Annotated in this window: 12 protein-coding genes; 6 read left to right on the forward strand and 6 right to left on the reverse strand. The window is 65.1% G+C overall.

Annotation, left to right across the window (positions count from 1 at the left end):
• Positions 1-43: 43 nt before the first annotated feature.
• The 4 genes from ATB98_RS15250 to ATB98_RS15265 form a co-directional block, all read right to left on the reverse strand.
• The gene (locus ATB98_RS15250) at positions 44-1,192 is read right to left on the reverse strand and encodes an Mrp/NBP35 family ATP-binding protein (RefSeq protein WP_066875085.1); all 1,149 of its coding nucleotides are present in this window, start codon (positions 1,190-1,192) and stop codon (positions 44-46) included.
• A gap of 517 nt (positions 1,193-1,709) precedes the next feature.
• On the reverse strand, positions 1,710-2,465 hold the full coding sequence (locus ATB98_RS15255) for a LuxR family transcriptional regulator (RefSeq protein ID WP_084435481.1): 756 nt from the start codon (positions 2,463-2,465) through the stop codon (positions 1,710-1,712).
• Positions 2,466-2,848: 383 nt separating this feature from the next.
• Positions 2,849-3,589: a LuxR family transcriptional regulator gene (locus ATB98_RS15260; RefSeq protein WP_066875089.1), complete on the reverse strand. Its 741-nt coding sequence runs from the start codon at positions 3,587-3,589 to the stop codon at positions 2,849-2,851.
• Between the two features lie 191 nt (positions 3,590-3,780).
• Complete coding sequence (locus ATB98_RS15265) at positions 3,781-4,593, reverse strand: IclR family transcriptional regulator (protein ID WP_066875091.1); 813 nt, start codon at positions 4,591-4,593, stop codon at positions 3,781-3,783.
• 136 nt (positions 4,594-4,729) lie between these two features.
• Here ATB98_RS15265 and ATB98_RS15270 point away from each other — a divergent pair, with 136 nt between their 5' ends.
• The 6 genes from ATB98_RS15270 to ATB98_RS15295 all read left to right on the forward strand — a co-directional run bounded on the left by ATB98_RS15270 (position 4,730) and on the right by ATB98_RS15295 (position 10,835).
• A complete protein-coding gene (locus ATB98_RS15270) occupies positions 4,730-5,500 on the forward strand; it encodes an SDR family NAD(P)-dependent oxidoreductase (protein ID WP_066875093.1) in 771 nt (256 codons plus the stop codon).
• Positions 5,497-6,417, forward strand: a complete 921-nt coding sequence (locus ATB98_RS15275; protein ID WP_234781918.1) for a 2-dehydro-3-deoxygalactonokinase — start codon at positions 5,497-5,499, stop codon at positions 6,415-6,417. Before ATB98_RS15270 ends, ATB98_RS15275 begins: the two co-directional genes overlap by 4 nt.
• Before the next feature lie 14 nt (positions 6,418-6,431).
• The gene (locus tag ATB98_RS15280) at positions 6,432-7,070 is read left to right on the forward strand and encodes a 2-dehydro-3-deoxy-6-phosphogalactonate aldolase (protein WP_066875097.1); all 639 of its coding nucleotides are present in this window, start codon (positions 6,432-6,434) and stop codon (positions 7,068-7,070) included.
• Positions 7,067-7,951, forward strand: a complete 885-nt coding sequence (locus ATB98_RS15285) for an SMP-30/gluconolactonase/LRE family protein (protein ID WP_066875099.1) — start codon at positions 7,067-7,069, stop codon at positions 7,949-7,951. The genes ATB98_RS15280 and ATB98_RS15285 overlap by 4 nt, the downstream gene beginning before the upstream one ends.
• A gap of 83 nt (positions 7,952-8,034) precedes the next feature.
• On the forward strand, positions 8,035-9,759 hold the full coding sequence (locus ATB98_RS15290; protein WP_066875100.1) for an IlvD/Edd family dehydratase: 1,725 nt from the start codon (positions 8,035-8,037) through the stop codon (positions 9,757-9,759).
• A 470-nt stretch (positions 9,760-10,229) separates the two neighbouring features.
• On the forward strand, positions 10,230-10,835 hold the full coding sequence (locus tag ATB98_RS15295) for a PRC-barrel domain-containing protein (protein WP_066875102.1): 606 nt from the start codon (positions 10,230-10,232) through the stop codon (positions 10,833-10,835).
• Between the two features lie 99 nt (positions 10,836-10,934).
• On the opposite strand, the gene ATB98_RS15300 is transcribed toward ATB98_RS15295, so the two are convergent.
• Positions 10,935-12,281 (reverse strand): putative bifunctional diguanylate cyclase/phosphodiesterase, encoded by a 1,347-nt coding sequence (locus ATB98_RS15300; RefSeq protein ID WP_066875104.1) that lies wholly within the window; start codon positions 12,279-12,281, stop codon positions 10,935-10,937.
• A 331-nt stretch (positions 12,282-12,612) separates the two neighbouring features.
• Positions 12,613-14,355, reverse strand: a complete 1,743-nt coding sequence (locus ATB98_RS15305) for a response regulator (protein ID WP_066875106.1) — start codon at positions 14,353-14,355, stop codon at positions 12,613-12,615.
• Positions 14,356-14,587: the final 232 nt, after the last annotated feature.

Raw genomic sequence — 14,587 nt, forward strand, 5'->3', positions numbered from 1 at the left:
CGGATTTACCGGGCCGGCTCGGTTCGGTTCGGCGAAGACCAAATCACTCGAAGACGATGTCGGGCACGGCGCGGCTCTTCTGTGCGGTCGATATCCGCTCCCAGACGCGCACGGCGATGTCGCGGTATATATGCGCGATCTCGCCCTCGGGTTCAGACACGACCAGCGGCGTTCCGGCGTCCGACGTTTCGCGGATCCCCATGGTCAGAGGGACTTCGCCGAGGAAGGGCACGCCGATGCGTTCGGCCTCCTTGCGCGCGCCGCCATGACCGAAGATGTCGTAGCGCTTGCCGGTATCCGGCGCGACGAAATAGCTCATGTTCTCGATGATGCCGAGGAGCGGCACCTCGACCTTGCGGAACATCTGAATGCCCTTGCGGGCGTCGACGAGCGCCAGGTCCTGCGGCGTCGAGACGATGATGGCGCCGGCAAGCGGCACCTGCTGGGCCATCGTCAATTGCGCGTCGCCGGTACCGGGCGGCATGTCGACGACGAGAACGTCGAGCTCGCCCCAGGCGACCTCGCGCAGCATCTGCAGGAGCGCCGACTGGATCATCGGGCCGCGCCAGATCATCGCGACCTCCTCGTCGACGAGGAAGCCCATCGACATCACCTTGAGCCCGTAGTTCTCCATCGGACGGATGAGCCGGCCCTCGATCTGCTGCGGCCGGCCGGAAATCTTCAACAACCGCGGCATCGAAGGTCCGTAGATATCGGCATCGAGGAGCCCGACCTTCAGGCCGTTCGCCTGAAGCCCCAGCGCCAGGTTGACCGACGTCGTGGACTTGCCGACGCCGCCTTTGCCGGAGGCAACGGCAATGATCGCGCCGACGCCCGGAATGCCCGCCTTGGCGGCCGGCCCACCGGCGGCACGGCCATGCGGCTGTCCGCCCGGTGGTGCGGACCGCGGCCGCTCGACCGGGCCGGCCTGGGGCGCGGCCTTGCGATCAGCGGTCAGCGCAACCATCGCCGCCTTGACGCCGGGTATCTCGCGCACGACCCGCTCGGCGGCGGCCCGCATCGGTTCGAGCTCCTTCGCCCGCTCCGCCGGCACGGTGATCGAGAAATAGGCCTTACCGTCGGAAATGAAGACATCGGAGACAAGGCCGAGATCGACGATATTGCCTTCCATCTCCGGGCCGCGCACGGTCCGCAGCTTCTCAAGAACCATTTCCCTGGTCACATCCGGCATATCGGCCTCTCGTCTCTCGTTCCGTTCGCCCGGTTCGCGCCTGGAACTCTGGGCAATCTATTCCCAAATCGAATCCGATTTAAGGAACTACGCAGTAAATAGTCGAGGCGGGCCGCTTCGCCAATGCGACAGATGCGCAAATGAAGGGCCGCCCGCCGATCCGCGTGTCCTTACATCCGGGATCACGGGGATCGGTGGCGGCCCTTTTCGCGACCTTCTTGGGCGCTGTCTTATTTGGCGCAGCGCCATGCGTTCGGACACGCGCGGTCGCTGCATTGCCTGCATGATGTCGTCCCAAATCTATTCCGGTCGCAGCATCATGCAATGTCCCCCTCTGGACACGACGATGGAGATGCAGGATGCGTGCCAGATTGCGGGTACCGCCCGGATGTCAACAATTTCAGTGGGATGAAGAAGGAGACCGCGAAGGTGGGAAGGTTGCCGGTGCCCAGTTTCGGAGCATGCGCATGATTTGGGGACATGACCGAGCCCGGCGATTGAGCAGACCGCCGCCGTGTTAGCTTATGTAGCCCTTCTTCATCGCCTTCACGACCGCCTGCGTGCGGTTGACGGCGTCGAGCTTCTTGGTGACGTGGTTGAGGTAGTGATTGACGGTGTGCTCGGACAGGCCGAGGATGCCGGCGATTTCGGCACTGGTCTTGCCGGCGGCCGTCCAGCTCAGGCACTGGATCTCGCGCTCCGAAAGCACCGTGTTGCTGTTCCTCCAGACCGAGCCGATCTCGGCCAGGCGGTTATAGACGTGGATCGAGATCATCTGCAGTTCCATCGCCGCCGTCATCGGAAGCTCCGCCTCCGGGCCCATCAGGATGACCGCCCCGCGACCGCCTTCGGCGTCATGGACCGGGAAGTAATCGGCCTGGAAGATGCCGTTCTGACGCAGCATCGCGATGTAATCCGCTGCCGACCCAGGCGTGCCGCTCTCCTTCTCCCAGTCCTCGAGCCTGATCTGGAACGGCGTCGTCGTCTCCCTGAGGCGCCGCACGCCGGTGCTGAAGCGCAGCATCGACAGGCTGTCGTACTTGTTGAGGAGTTCGGCCGGCATGTTGGAGATGAGCGTGCTCGTGGACAGGCGCTCGACGTCGATCGCCGGAATCGCGCAAATGAGGAAGGTCTTGAAGCCGAATATCTGCGTGATCCGCCGCATGTAGCGGATGATATCGAACTGGGTCTCCAGCCGTGCGATCTCAGACGCGAAATCGCCGCCCCGGGGCAGATCGGTGTCAGTCATCCCGATCGTCATCGTATCTTGCATGAGCGCGTTCCATGGGATCCATCAGTTATCAAATAGCCTGAGCCCTCGACCAATGCCAACAGGCGATTGACAATCGTCACCTTCCAGACGCAAAAGCCTGTGTATTTCACCGCGCCTTCCGGATACGTGCCACGCTTTCGCGAGCGGTACCGGCGGAGGCAGCCAGATCGTGATTCGCGATCATCATCCCCTCGAGGCGCCCCGATTTGCCGCGCATTTCCGCAGGTCGAGCCGACTTGGGGATGAGAACCTGCACCGATTCGAAAAGTCGCGGCAACGTTTGCCCGTCTTCGACACGCGGCGTGCATGACCCTTGTTCTCGTGCATGTCGTTAGCCCAAACCGCTGCACTCTCTTGGGCGACATGCATTCGCAGGCAATGCCTCAATTGATGAGTCCGGCGCGCATCGCCTTGGCAACGGTCTGAACACGATTGACCGAATCCAACTTGCGGGTCGCGCGGTTCAGGTAATGGTTGACCGTGTATTCCGACAGCGCCAGGATCCGCGCCATCTCCACGGTCGTCTTGCCCGCCGCGGCCCAGCGGAGGCACTCGATCTCACGCCGGGAGAGGCTCGCGGGGCCGCGCCTCCTCTGCGTTCTCAACTCGCTCAACCGGCTGTAAAGAAGCCCGGCCCACAAGTTGAGCGCCTGCAATTCGTCGTCGGAAACGGTTGGCCGGTCGCCGCCAAAGGCGATCGCGGCGCGATTGCCGGCAGCGTCATGCACCGGCAGGTAGACGCCGCGCGGCATGTTGGCCTGCTCGAAGACGCCGACGGCGGCGTCGCCCTTGCCGTCCAGGCGCCGTCGCGCCAGCAGATGCGCGTCATAGGTGAACGGGATCGTGCTGCGCCGCAGCCTCTGGATGACGGGGCTGCCGTCGAACAGGCCGGCACTGTCGTAGCGCCTGAGGAATTCCAGCGGCCAACTCGTCAGCAAAACCTGCGCGGCCAGGCTGTGACAGCCGACGTCGGGAACGGCCAGAACCATGAAGCCACGGAAACCGTAGGCGTCGGATACCCGCTCGAGAGCGCGCCTGATCTCGTCTTCACTGTCGATCGGCTCGCTGACCGAGCGGCCATCGGGAAGAATCAATGAGGATATGTCCGCGCTGAAATTGATCATCTTCCGCCCGTCTCCCGAACATTGCGCCTCGGGCCGCAGCACGGCCCGCGACGTCGTCATCTATCACAGCTTCGGCCAGGAAGAACCTGCAGCCCGCGCGTGTGCAACCAGTCGTGGAGGCGAACTGATCGGTTGTAAACTACTTATCTTGAAGCTTTTCGTCTAGTCGAAACTTCTAATTTACCGTAAAGCTAACGCCCATCCCGCCGCGGGCCGAGACGGATCCTCACTTCCTCCTCGATCTCGGCCGCCGCCCTGCGCACGTCCGCCGCCCAGGCGGCAAGCTGCGCCGTGCTGACGCGGTAGGACGGCCCGGTCACCGAAATGCCGGCAACCAGATCGTGTTCCGGAACGGCGATGGGCGCCGCCACGCAGCAGATCTCGGCCTCATGCTCCTCGCGGTCGAACGCATGCCCGTCGCGACGAATCACCTCGATTTCAGCGAGCAACGACGCCGCCGAGCGATGGGTATGGGCTGTGAACGGGTGGAATTCCATGCGTGCTGCAATGCGCTCCGCCTCGCTTCGGGCAAGCGACGACAGCGCCGCCTTGCCGATTCCCGTGCAATAGGCCGGCGAGGCCTTGCCGATCTGCGAGCTCATGCGCACCGTCTGCCGGCTCTCGACCTTGTCGACATAGATGATCTCCGTCTCGCGCAGCACGCCGAGATGGACCGTCTCGCCGGTCAGCTCGTGCAGGCGCAAGAGGTGCTGCTCGGCAATGTCGCGAAAGCGGTTGCCGGACCAGGACCGGTAGGCGAATTTCAAAAGGCGCAGCCCGGGCTCGTAGGACAGGTCCCGGCGCTGCACCAGCAGGCCCTCTTCGACCAGATGCGCGAGAAGCCGGTGCAGCGTGCCGCGCGGCTGGCGGACCGCCTGCAATATGTCCGTGAAACGCTGGGGCCGATCGGCCATCGCCACCGCCTCGAGCACGGCCATGGCCTTGCCGAGCGTACCGGTGCCGCCGGTCTCCTCCTGCACGCCGTCCGCCCTCGTCCGATTCATTTCATCCGCCTTTCATCGGCCGCGCCACCTTGACAGGATAAAAGCCTTGGCGCGATAATTCCAGATAATAAAACATCGTTCCACATATTGGAACTCCAGTTCCGCATCTGCGGCACCGGGGAGAGGCCCAATTCCCATGACCTTGCCGAGCAGCCAGTTTCCCGACCTGCGCAATCGCGGCGTGCTGGTCACCGGTGGCGGTTCCGGCATCGGCGCCGCCCTCGTCGACGGCTTCCTGCGACAGGGCGCGCGCGTTGCCTTCATCGACATCGCCGAGGAGCCCAGTCGCGCCCTATGTGAGAGGCTCGCCGCCGAGACCGGACGGGCACCGCAGTTCATCGCCGCCGATCTGCGCGACGTCGAGGCGGCTCGGAACGCCGCCGGAGCGGCCGTCGCGGCGCTCGGCGCGGTCCACGTCCTCGTCAACAACGCCGCACGCGACGACCGCCAGCCGCTTGAAGCCGTCACCGAGGAGAGCTGGGACGAGAGCCTTTCCGTCAACCTCAGGCATTTCTTCTTCATGAGCCAGCAGATCGCGCCGCATCTGCGCCGGCAGGGCGGCGGATCGATCATCAACTTCTCCTCGATCGCCTTCATGCTGAACATGCCGGACATTCCCGCCTATGCCACCGCCAAGGCAGGGATCATCGGACTGACCAAGTCGCTCGCCGGAAGCCTCGGACCGGACAATATCCGCGTCAACGCCATCCTGCCGGGCATGATCGTCACCGAGCGGCAGCGCCGGCTCTGGCTCACCGACGAATCGATCGCCCGGATGCAGGAGAAGCAGTGCCTGAAGCGCATGCTGGTTGCCGACGACCTCGTCGGGCCGTGTCTTTTCCTGGCCTCGGACTGCTCGGCGGCGATGACGGCACAGACGATGATCATCGATGGAGGCGTGTTTTGATGATGGCAGGCTATTATGCCGCGGTGGACTGGGGAACCTCGAGTTTCCGCCTGTGGATCATCGGGGAGGACGGGGCGGTGCTGGCCGAACGCCGCAGCGCGGAGGGGATGACGACCGCGGCAAAGACCGGCTTTCATGCGGTCCTCGACCATCATCTTTCCGCCGTCTCGGCGCCCGCGCATCTCCCCATCATCATCTGCGGCATGGCGGGTGCCCGCCAGGGCTGGAAAGAGGCCGGCTATATCGAAACGCCGGCGGCCCTTTCCGCCATTGCCGGCCAGGCCATCCCCGTCCCGGACGTCGATCGCGACATCCGCATTCTCCCCGGACTCGCCCAGCGCGACAGGCAACACCCGGACGTGATGCGTGGCGAGGAGACGCAGCTCCTCGGCGCCGCGGGGATGCTCGGCGGCGGCAGGCATCTCGTCTGCATGCCCGGAACGCACAGCAAATGGGTACGCCTGGTCGACGAGACGGTCGAGGGCTTCTCCACCTTCATGACGGGCGAGCTCTTCGATGTCGTCTCGCGCCACACGATTCTAAGCCACGCCGTCGCGGATGCGGATACCTTTCCGGCCGGGAGCCTCGCCTTTGCCGAGGCCGTCCGCAGCGCGCGCGACAATCCGGCACTCGCGACGAACCTCTTGTTCTCCGTGCGGGCCGGCCAGCTTCTCCACGGCACCGGCGCCGCCGACGCGAGGGCCCGGCTCTCCGGCACGCTGATCGGCCTCGAGATCGCCGGGGCGCTCGCCGCCGCGACGCCGGCGGACAGCATCTGCCTCGTCGCCTCGGGCGGGCTCGGCACGATTTATCGCGCCGCCCTTGAAAGCCTCGGCCTCATGGTCCGACTCGTCGACGCCGACGACGCGGTGCGCGCCGGGCTTTCGGCCGCGGCCCGGGCGATTTGGCCCCTCTGACGGAAAAAAAGAACATGGATCGCATTCCCCTGCCGCCGATGAAATATCCGCTCATCGCCATCCTGCGAGGGTTGAAGCCCGAAGAAGCCGAAGACGTGGTCGGCGCCCTGATCGAGACGGGATTCACCGCAATCGAGATTCCGCTCAATTCGCCCGATCCGTTCCGTTCCATCGAAACGGCGGTGACCATGGCTCCGCCCGGCTGCCTGATCGGCGCCGGCACGGTGCTGACGACCGCCGATGTGGAACGCCTCGCCGATGTCGGCGGGCGGCTGATGGTGAGCCCGAATGTCGAGCCTTCGGTCATTCGGCTTGCCAAGGCGAAGGGCATGGTGACGATGCCGGGCGTCTTCACGCCGACGGAGGCGCTGGCGGCGGCCGCGGCCGGAGCGTCCGGGCTCAAATTCTTCCCGGCGAGCGTCCTCGGCCCCTCAGGCATCGCAGCAATCCGCGCCGTGCTTCCCGCGGATCTCGAGATCGCCGCCGTCGGCGGCGTCTCGGAGGCGAATTTCGCCGATTACGCGAAAATCGGCATCCGCTCCTTCGGCCTCGGCTCCAGCCTCTACCGGCCGGGCATGAGCGGCGCGGATGTCCGGGAGCGTGCGTCGGCCACTCTTGCAGCCTACGATACCGTCTATGGAGGCAGGCAATGACCGAGCTCACACCCTTTTCCGGCCGCATCCTCTGCGACTTCGCCTCCGAGCTCGGCGAGGGTCCGACCTTCGATCCGGCGACCGGCACGGCCTGGTGGTTCAACATCAAGGGCCAGGAACTGCATGAGCTTCATCTCGACAGCGGCCGCAAGACGATCCATCCCCTGCCCTTCCTCGGCAGCGTGCTCGCTGTGATCGACCCGACCCGGCAATTGATCGCCTCCGACCAGGGCCTCTTCATCCGCGATACTGGAAGCTACGCGCTCAGCCTCTTCACCACGCTCGAGGACAAGCCGGGCAACCGCTCCAATGACGGGCGCGTCCATCCCTCCGGCGCACTCTGGATCGGCACGATGGGACGGAAGGCCGAGAAGAATGCCGGCGCGATCTATCACGTCGCCGGCAGCCGGGTGACCAGGCTTTACGGCAACATCACCATCCCGAACGCGATCTGCTTTTCGCCGGATGGCTCGGCGGCCTATTTCACCGACTCGGCCGCCAACCGCCTGATGCGGGTCGATATCGATCCGGCGACCGCGCTTCCGACCGGCGATGCCGTCGTCCTTTCCGACGAAAGTGCCGCACCCGGTGACATCGACGGCGCCGTCTGCGATGCCGACGGGTTGATCTGGAATGCCCGCTGGGGTGCCGGCGCCGTGGAGGTCTACAAGCCCGATGGCCGGAAGGTAGCGCGCTATGCCGTGCCGGCGACGCAGCCGAGCTGCCCGGCTTTCGTCGGGGCGAAGGCCGAGCGGCTGCTGGTGACATCCGCCTGGCAGGACATGGGCGACGGCGCACGCGCCGCCGATCCAGATGCCGGCAAGACCTTCGAGCTCGGCATTAAGGTCAAGGGACGTTTCGAACCCGCCTTCCGCCTCTGATCGCAATTAAGTTCTGGCGCCGCGCCGGGAAAAAGTCATACAATTGATCCATGCGCTGAATCGCGATCGGAAGGAGTGCTCGGATGAGCGAGAAGAAGAAAGAGTTGAGAAGCCGCCATTGGTACGGCGGCACACACAAGGACGGCTTCATTCACCGGTCCTGGATGAAGAACCAGGGCTTTCCGGACCATGTCTTCGACGGCCGTCCGATCATCGGCATCTGCAATACCTGGTCCGAGCTCACCCCCTGCAACAGCCACCTGCGAATCCTTGCCGAGGGCGTCAAGCGCGGCGTCTGGGAAGCGGGCGGGTTTCCGGTCGAGTTTCCGGTCTCCTCGCTCGGCGAGACGCAGATGCGGCCGACGGCGATGCTCTTCCGCAACCTGCTCGCGATGGACGTCGAGGAGGCGATCCGCGCCTATGGCATCGACGGCGTGGTGCTGCTCGGCGGCTGCGACAAGACGACGCCCGGGCAATTGATGGGGGCCGCCTCCGTCGACCTGCCGACGATCGTCGTCTCCTCCGGGCCGATGCTGAACGGCAAATGGAAAGGCAAGGACATCGGCTCGGGCACCGACGTCTGGAAGTTCTCGGAAGCGGTCCGCGCCGGCGAGATGAGCCTGCAGGAGTTCATGGCCGCCGAAAGCGGCATGTCGCGCTCGCCGGGTGTCTGCATGACCATGGGCACGGCAACGACGATGGCTTCGGTGGTGGAAGCCATGGGGCTGTCGCTGCCGACCAACGCGGCGCTGCCGGCCGTCGATGCCCGCCGCATGGCGCTCTCCCACATGACCGGCAAGCGGATCGTCGAGATGGTGCACGAGGATCTCCGACTGTCGAAGATCCTGACGCGGAAGAATTTCGAGAACGGCATCATCGCCAATGCCGCCGTCGGCGGCTCCACCAATGCCGTGGTGCATATGCTGGCGATCGCCGGACGCGCCGGCGTCGATCTCTGTCTGGAAGACTTCGACCGCGTCGGCGGACAGGTGCCCTGCATCGTCAACTGCATGCCCTCGGGCAAGTATCTGATCGAGGACCTCGCCTATGCGGGCGGCCTGCCGGCGGTCATGAACCGCATCCAGCATCTGCTCCATGCCGATGCGCCGACCGTCGTCGGCGTACCGATCGCGAAGTATTGGGAGGGTGCGGAGGTCTATAACGACGACGTCATCCGCCCGCTCGACAATCCGCTGCGCGCGGCCGCCGGCATTCGCGTGCTGAAGGGCAACCTTGCGCCGAACGGTGCGGTGATCAAGCCTTCGGCGGCGAGCGAACACCTGCTGTCCCACGAGGGACCGGCCTATGTCTTCGAAACGATCGAGGACCTCAAGGCGAAGATCGACGATCCGGACCTGCCGGTGACCGAGGATACCATCCTCGTCCTCAAGGGCTGCGGCCCGAAAGGCTATCCGGGCATGGCAGAGGTCGGCAACATGCCGATTCCGCGCCGGCTCGTCGAAAAGGGCGTCCGCGACATGGTGCGCATCTCGGACGCGCGCATGTCCGGCACCGCCTTCGGCACGGTGGTCCTGCATGTGAGCCCGGAAGCCAATGCCGGCGGCCCGCTGGCGATCGTCAAGACCGGCGACCGCATCCGCCTGGATGCCATGAAGGGCGAGTTGAACCTCCTCATCAGCGAGGAGGAACTGGCGGCACGGATGGCGGCCTGGCAGCCGCCGGAAATGAAATGGCAGCGCGGCTACTACAAGCTCTATCACGATACCGTGCTGCAGGCCGACAAGGGCGCCGATCTCGATTTCCTCGTCGGCAAGAGCGGCGACGAGGTGCTTCGCGAGAGCCATTGACCGCCGAAGCTCTGCAGCGACCCTTCGCGCGTCAAACAGGACGCCCGACGCCGAGGCGGCCGGCCCGTATTCATCGCAACTCGACGTCGCAATACGCCGCGTGTTCTCCGCGAACACGCGGCGTATCTGTCGGCCTCGGAGAACTTCAGCCTTTTCTTAAAGTCGGGACGGCACAATAAAGACCGACGACTTGCCGGCGCGACGAACAACCGTCTGAATCGACCCCGCTTCTCCTTTCAGTACTCGCGAACTTCCGCTTCATTTTCGGGAACAGTTTGCGCCCCCGGGCGTTGCTTGAGTGTCCCGGCGCAGTAACGCCGGCCGAATGCTGCACCTACAGCGCCGCACGTCATCGGACGCGGAACGGTGGCTGTAGGACCGTGAAATTGCTGCATGTCTTTGTCCTCAGGTCGAGGTCGATTCGAGAAAACATGCAGTAGTTCGACAACGTCAACGAAAGGCAGTCTGACATGAAAAAGACCCTTATTTCTTCCGTTGCCGCTGGCGCTCTTCTCGTGGGCGTTGCCGTTGCCCCGACGATCTACGCACAGGAGACCACGACGCCGCCGGCCGAAACGCAGCAGATGCAACCGCAACCGGCTCCGACGACACCGGCGCCGGCTGACCAGGCCCAGACTCCGGCGCCTGACACTGGCACGGAGATGGCCAAGGAAACCGATTACCTGACGCAGCAGGCCGATGAACAGATCGCCGCGAGCGCCTATATGGGCCAGTCGGTCTACAATGCCGCCGATGAGAGCATCGGCGAGATCAATGACCTGCTCATCAAGAAGGACGGCGGCGTCGAAGCCGCGGTCATCGGCGTCGGCGGCTTCCTCGGCATCGGCGAGAAGAACGTCGCGGTCCCGTTCGACCGCATCGAGATCGCCGAGCAGCCCGACAGCGGGACGCTGAAGCTGACGACCACCGAAACGGCGGACACGCTGAAGGCCGCCCCGGAGTTCAAGACGAAGGCGCAGTTGATGGCCGAGCGTGACGCGGCACAGCCCGACACCTCGACCACCTCCAGCACGACGCCGACAACCCCGGCGCAACCGGCCCAGCCGCAGCAGTAAGCCACTGAGCGCCGGGTAAAAGTGCCCACCAGGCCTGCCGGCCCCTCTTCCCGTCTCGACGGGGAGAAGGGGTTTGGCAGGCCTCATTCGTTGGATGGGTCAGCGCGCCGCGACGTCGCGGTAGCGTTGCGAGAGATAGCGCATGGTCGCGACGGCGTCGGCGGGTTTGCCGTAGAAATAGCCCTGCCCCATGCCGCAGCCGAGCGCTTTCAGCTTCAGCGCCTCGGAGGAATGCTCGATACCTTCGGCGACGACCTCGAGTTCCAGCCCCTCGCACATCGAAACGATGGCCTTGACGATATGCTCGGAGGCCCGGTCGGCCGAAATCCGAGAAACGAAGGCGCGGTCGATCTTCACCTTGTCGAAGGAAAAATCCCTCAACCGCCCGAGGCTCGACTGGCCCGTTCCGAAATCGTCGAGCGACACGCGCACGCCCGCGGCCCGCAGTTCCGAGACGATCCGCTGGGCGACGTCGGCGTCGGCCATCACGGCGGTTTCGGTGATCTCGAGTTCGAGGCGGCGAGGATCGAGGCCGACCTGGCCGACGATCGCCAGCAGCCGGGTACTCGTCGCCGGGTCCATCAATTGCGCGGAGGACAGGTTGAAGGACAGGAAAAGTTCCTTCGGCCACGACAGGGCTGCCTGGGCGGCCTTGCGCAGAAGCACCTCGGCAAGGGCGTCGATGAAGCCGCGCTCTTCGGCGAGCGGCACGAAGACGGAGGGCGAGACATAGCCCAGATCCGCGTCGCACCATCGGGCGAGCGCTTCGAAGCCGACCACGGCGTCGCTGCGAAGGTCGACGATCGGCTGGAAATGTACATCGACCTCATCGGCGATGATCGCATTGCGCAGCGCCTGCTCGAGCTGCGTCGCGCGCTTCATCTCCTGGGCGATCTCGTGCGAATAGACGGTGATCTGGCCGCGGCCGCGGCGTTTGGAGCGGTAGAGCGCCGTATCGGCGCTCTTCAAAAGGTCCTCGAACGTGTCGCCGGCGAAGGGAAAGACCGCGAAGCCGAAGGATGCGGACAGGCGGACGCTGCGGTCGCCGAGGGCGAAGGGGGCGGAGAGCACCTCCTTCAGCATCTGGCCGAGCTTCTCGGCGCCCTTCCGCTCGAAGACGAGCGGCAGGACGATGGCGAATTCGTCGTCCACCGTCCGCGTCACCGTTGCACCTTCGGGAACGCAAGCCGTCAGCCGGTGGGCCACCTGGGACAGAATCTGATCGCCCGCCTCCGGCCCGAACAGATCGTTGATCGGCTTGAAGCCATCGAGATTGGCAAGACCGATGGTGAAAGGGGCGGGATCGCTTGCCCGTTCGTCCGCCAGCGCATAAAAGCTCTGGCGCAATTGGCGCGCATTGCCGAGTCCGGTCAGCGGGTCGACGAGCGACACGGCATGCGGCCGGTCCGGCTTCTGGCGGCGATCTGAGATCCCATGCCATGTCATCGCCACGCGCTCCCGCCGAGGAGCGAGCCACGCGCGGCAGGTCGACCGCACCGCAACACGCCCCGGTCGGAACCGATGCCCGGCGAGCGGGATGAAGGCGGGTCGGCAGCGGGACGCGACGGGCTCATTTTCTCGAATGCTCTACACTTTGCAGCAATCGAACTTTCGGGCTGTCCACCCTGGTGGGGCGCACAAGTTCACTGCGGTCCTCTGAAACTACACGGTCTTGGGGCGGCGCCGATGGAAGCAACCCTGCCGTAAACGATGACGGTCGACGGTTAACAATTCCATATCGCGGCACTGCGAGATTTACCGTCCGCATTCCCGGAGCTCACGAACTGGCAGAATTCAGGAGCCGCGCATCGCGCATATGGCGGGCGGGCAGGTATTTCCGCAGCACCGCCTCGATCATGTCCGGGCTGACCGGTTTCATGATATGGTCGTCCATCCCCGATGCCCGGCATTGCTGGAGATCGATGTCGAGGGCCTGGGCGGTGACCGCCACGATCGGAACCCGGCGCCCGGTGCGCTTCTCCGCCTCGCGAATGGCCGCGGCCGCTTCGAAGCCGTTCATGATCGGCATGGATACGTCCATCAGCACGAGGCCGGGCTGAAGCTCGTGCCAGAGTTCCACCGCTTCTCTCCCGTCGGCGGCGATCCGATGGGAGACATCAAGGCCCTCCAGGATCTGCGCGAAGACGAACTGGTTGATCTGGTTGTCCTCCGCCACCAGCACCTCCACGGCCGGCGCATTGTCTGCAGCTGCGCCATCGTCGTCGAAGGAAATTCCCCAGTCGGGCTGCGGCAGCGGCGCCTGTTCCGGGCGGCGGTCGGCACAGATGCGGAAGATCTCGGTCAGCAGCGCGGTCGCGTCCATGTCGCGGGCAACCGGCAGCACCGGGCAGGCCTGCCATGAGGCAATGCCCCCCGTTTGCGCAAGCGACGCGTCGACGAGGAGAATGTCGAGCTTCAAGCCGCGGCGCTCGGCGGCACGCGCGAAGGCGTCGAGTTCCTCCGCGTTGCGGACGGCACAGGCGTCGAGGCCGGAGCCGCGCAGGCGCGCCACGAAATGCTCCTCCATCTGCCGATCGGCCGTTGCCAGGAGCACGCGCAGTCCTCGCGCCGGCAGCGTCTCGATCATCGACCCGGCCTCGACGAGCTGCTGCACGTTCAAGGCCCTGAAGGGATCGTAGAAATTCTGGGCGGGGGTGAAGATGTCGTAGTCGCGGATCTGCAGGCCGGCAGCGGCACCGGTCTCCTCGGTGCCGTGATACCAGACAGCGATGTCCGTCACGTCGCTCATGCAGGTGACCACGAAATGACGGCCGGGCATTCCGACACGATACTTGCGCGTCACGACCCACAGGTCGCTGCCGTCCGAACGAACGATGTGCTCGGCCTCCGCATGCGACCGGCCGGTTTCCAGCACCTGGCGATCCGACTGTTCGAATCGCTCCGCAAGCTCCGCATCGACGAGGTCCCAGGCGGAGCGCCCTAGGATGGCATCCGCCGTGAGGTCGTGAATGGTGCAGAACGCCTTGTTGACGGCGATGTAGTTCAGGTTGCGGTCCTTGACGCAGATCGGATTGGGCTGGGCATCGAGGATCGCCTCCGTCAGCTCGACGCGCTCGAGATCGGTCTGGAGCTTTTCGTCGCGCTTCTTCTGCTCGGAGACGTCTGAGACGGCAAGGATGCCGATGCCGCTCGACAGCCGCCGCTTGCGTAGCGACAGCCAGCGCGTCCGGCCGGCCCGCTCGATATTCTCGTAGCGCTCGCGCCAATGAAGCGCCATGTGTTCGGCGATCCAGTCGTCCCGGTTCGCACGGCGCCGGCTCGCCTCGGGCACGGTTCCGGGGCGCACGCCCGTATCGTAGACGGCGCCCAAGAAATCGCGCAGCCGCGTGCCCGGCACCAGCATGCGCGCAGGTACGGGGAAGAACTGCTGGATCGAGGCGCTGGCGTAGATGATCGTGTCGTCGCGGCCGCACACGAGCAGGGCGAGGCCGAGCGCATCGCTGCTCGCCTCCAGAATGGCCCTGCTGATGTCTGCGTCGGCCGGCGCCGCACCCGTCATTGCGCTGTCCTCGCTCCCCGTTGCCGCTACCACTCAGCGTCCTTCGAGACGCCGAGTGGTCGTGGCAACATTTCGAACTGCCGCACGGTCATGGTCATGGCCCCGGATCGATCGCGATCCACGGAACCGTGCGGTAGCGGTTTCATTTCGGGACATGCTGGCCGGCCGTTGACGGCAACTCTTGGGGCGCGGGGTGGGCGGCGTCCAGCAACGCCGCATGGCTCCAAAGACA

It is taken from the genome of Sinorhizobium saheli (genome assembly GCF_001651875.1).
In the GTDB taxonomy this organism is placed as follows: domain Bacteria; phylum Pseudomonadota; class Alphaproteobacteria; order Rhizobiales; family Rhizobiaceae; genus Sinorhizobium; species Sinorhizobium saheli.

Bases quoted from the DNA above. Each gene is read 5' to 3' on its own strand.
- ATB98_RS15285 (WP_066875099.1), top strand. From the start codon at position 7,067: ATGACCGAGCTCACACCCTTTTCCGGCCGCATCCTCTGCGACTTCGCC.
- ATB98_RS15305 (WP_066875106.1), bottom strand. From the start codon at position 14,355: ATGACGGGTGCGGCGCCGGCCGACGCAGACATCAGCAGGGCCATTCTG.
- ATB98_RS15260 (WP_066875089.1), bottom strand. From the start codon at position 3,589: ATGATCAATTTCAGCGCGGACATATCCTCATTGATTCTTCCCGATGGC.
- ATB98_RS15300 (WP_066875104.1), bottom strand. From the start codon at position 12,281: ATGACATGGCATGGGATCTCAGATCGCCGCCAGAAGCCGGACCGGCCG.
- ATB98_RS15295 (WP_066875102.1), top strand. From the start codon at position 10,230: ATGAAAAAGACCCTTATTTCTTCCGTTGCCGCTGGCGCTCTTCTCGTG.
- ATB98_RS15290 (WP_066875100.1), top strand. From the start codon at position 8,035: ATGAGCGAGAAGAAGAAAGAGTTGAGAAGCCGCCATTGGTACGGCGGC.
- ATB98_RS15255 (WP_084435481.1), bottom strand. From the start codon at position 2,465: ATGCAAGATACGATGACGATCGGGATGACTGACACCGATCTGCCCCGG.
- ATB98_RS15265 (WP_066875091.1), bottom strand. From the start codon at position 4,593: ATGAATCGGACGAGGGCGGACGGCGTGCAGGAGGAGACCGGCGGCACC.
- ATB98_RS15280 (WP_066875097.1), top strand. From the start codon at position 6,432: ATGGATCGCATTCCCCTGCCGCCGATGAAATATCCGCTCATCGCCATC.
- ATB98_RS15270 (WP_066875093.1), top strand. From the start codon at position 4,730: ATGACCTTGCCGAGCAGCCAGTTTCCCGACCTGCGCAATCGCGGCGTG.
- ATB98_RS15250 (WP_066875085.1), bottom strand. From the start codon at position 1,192: ATGCCGGATGTGACCAGGGAAATGGTTCTTGAGAAGCTGCGGACCGTG.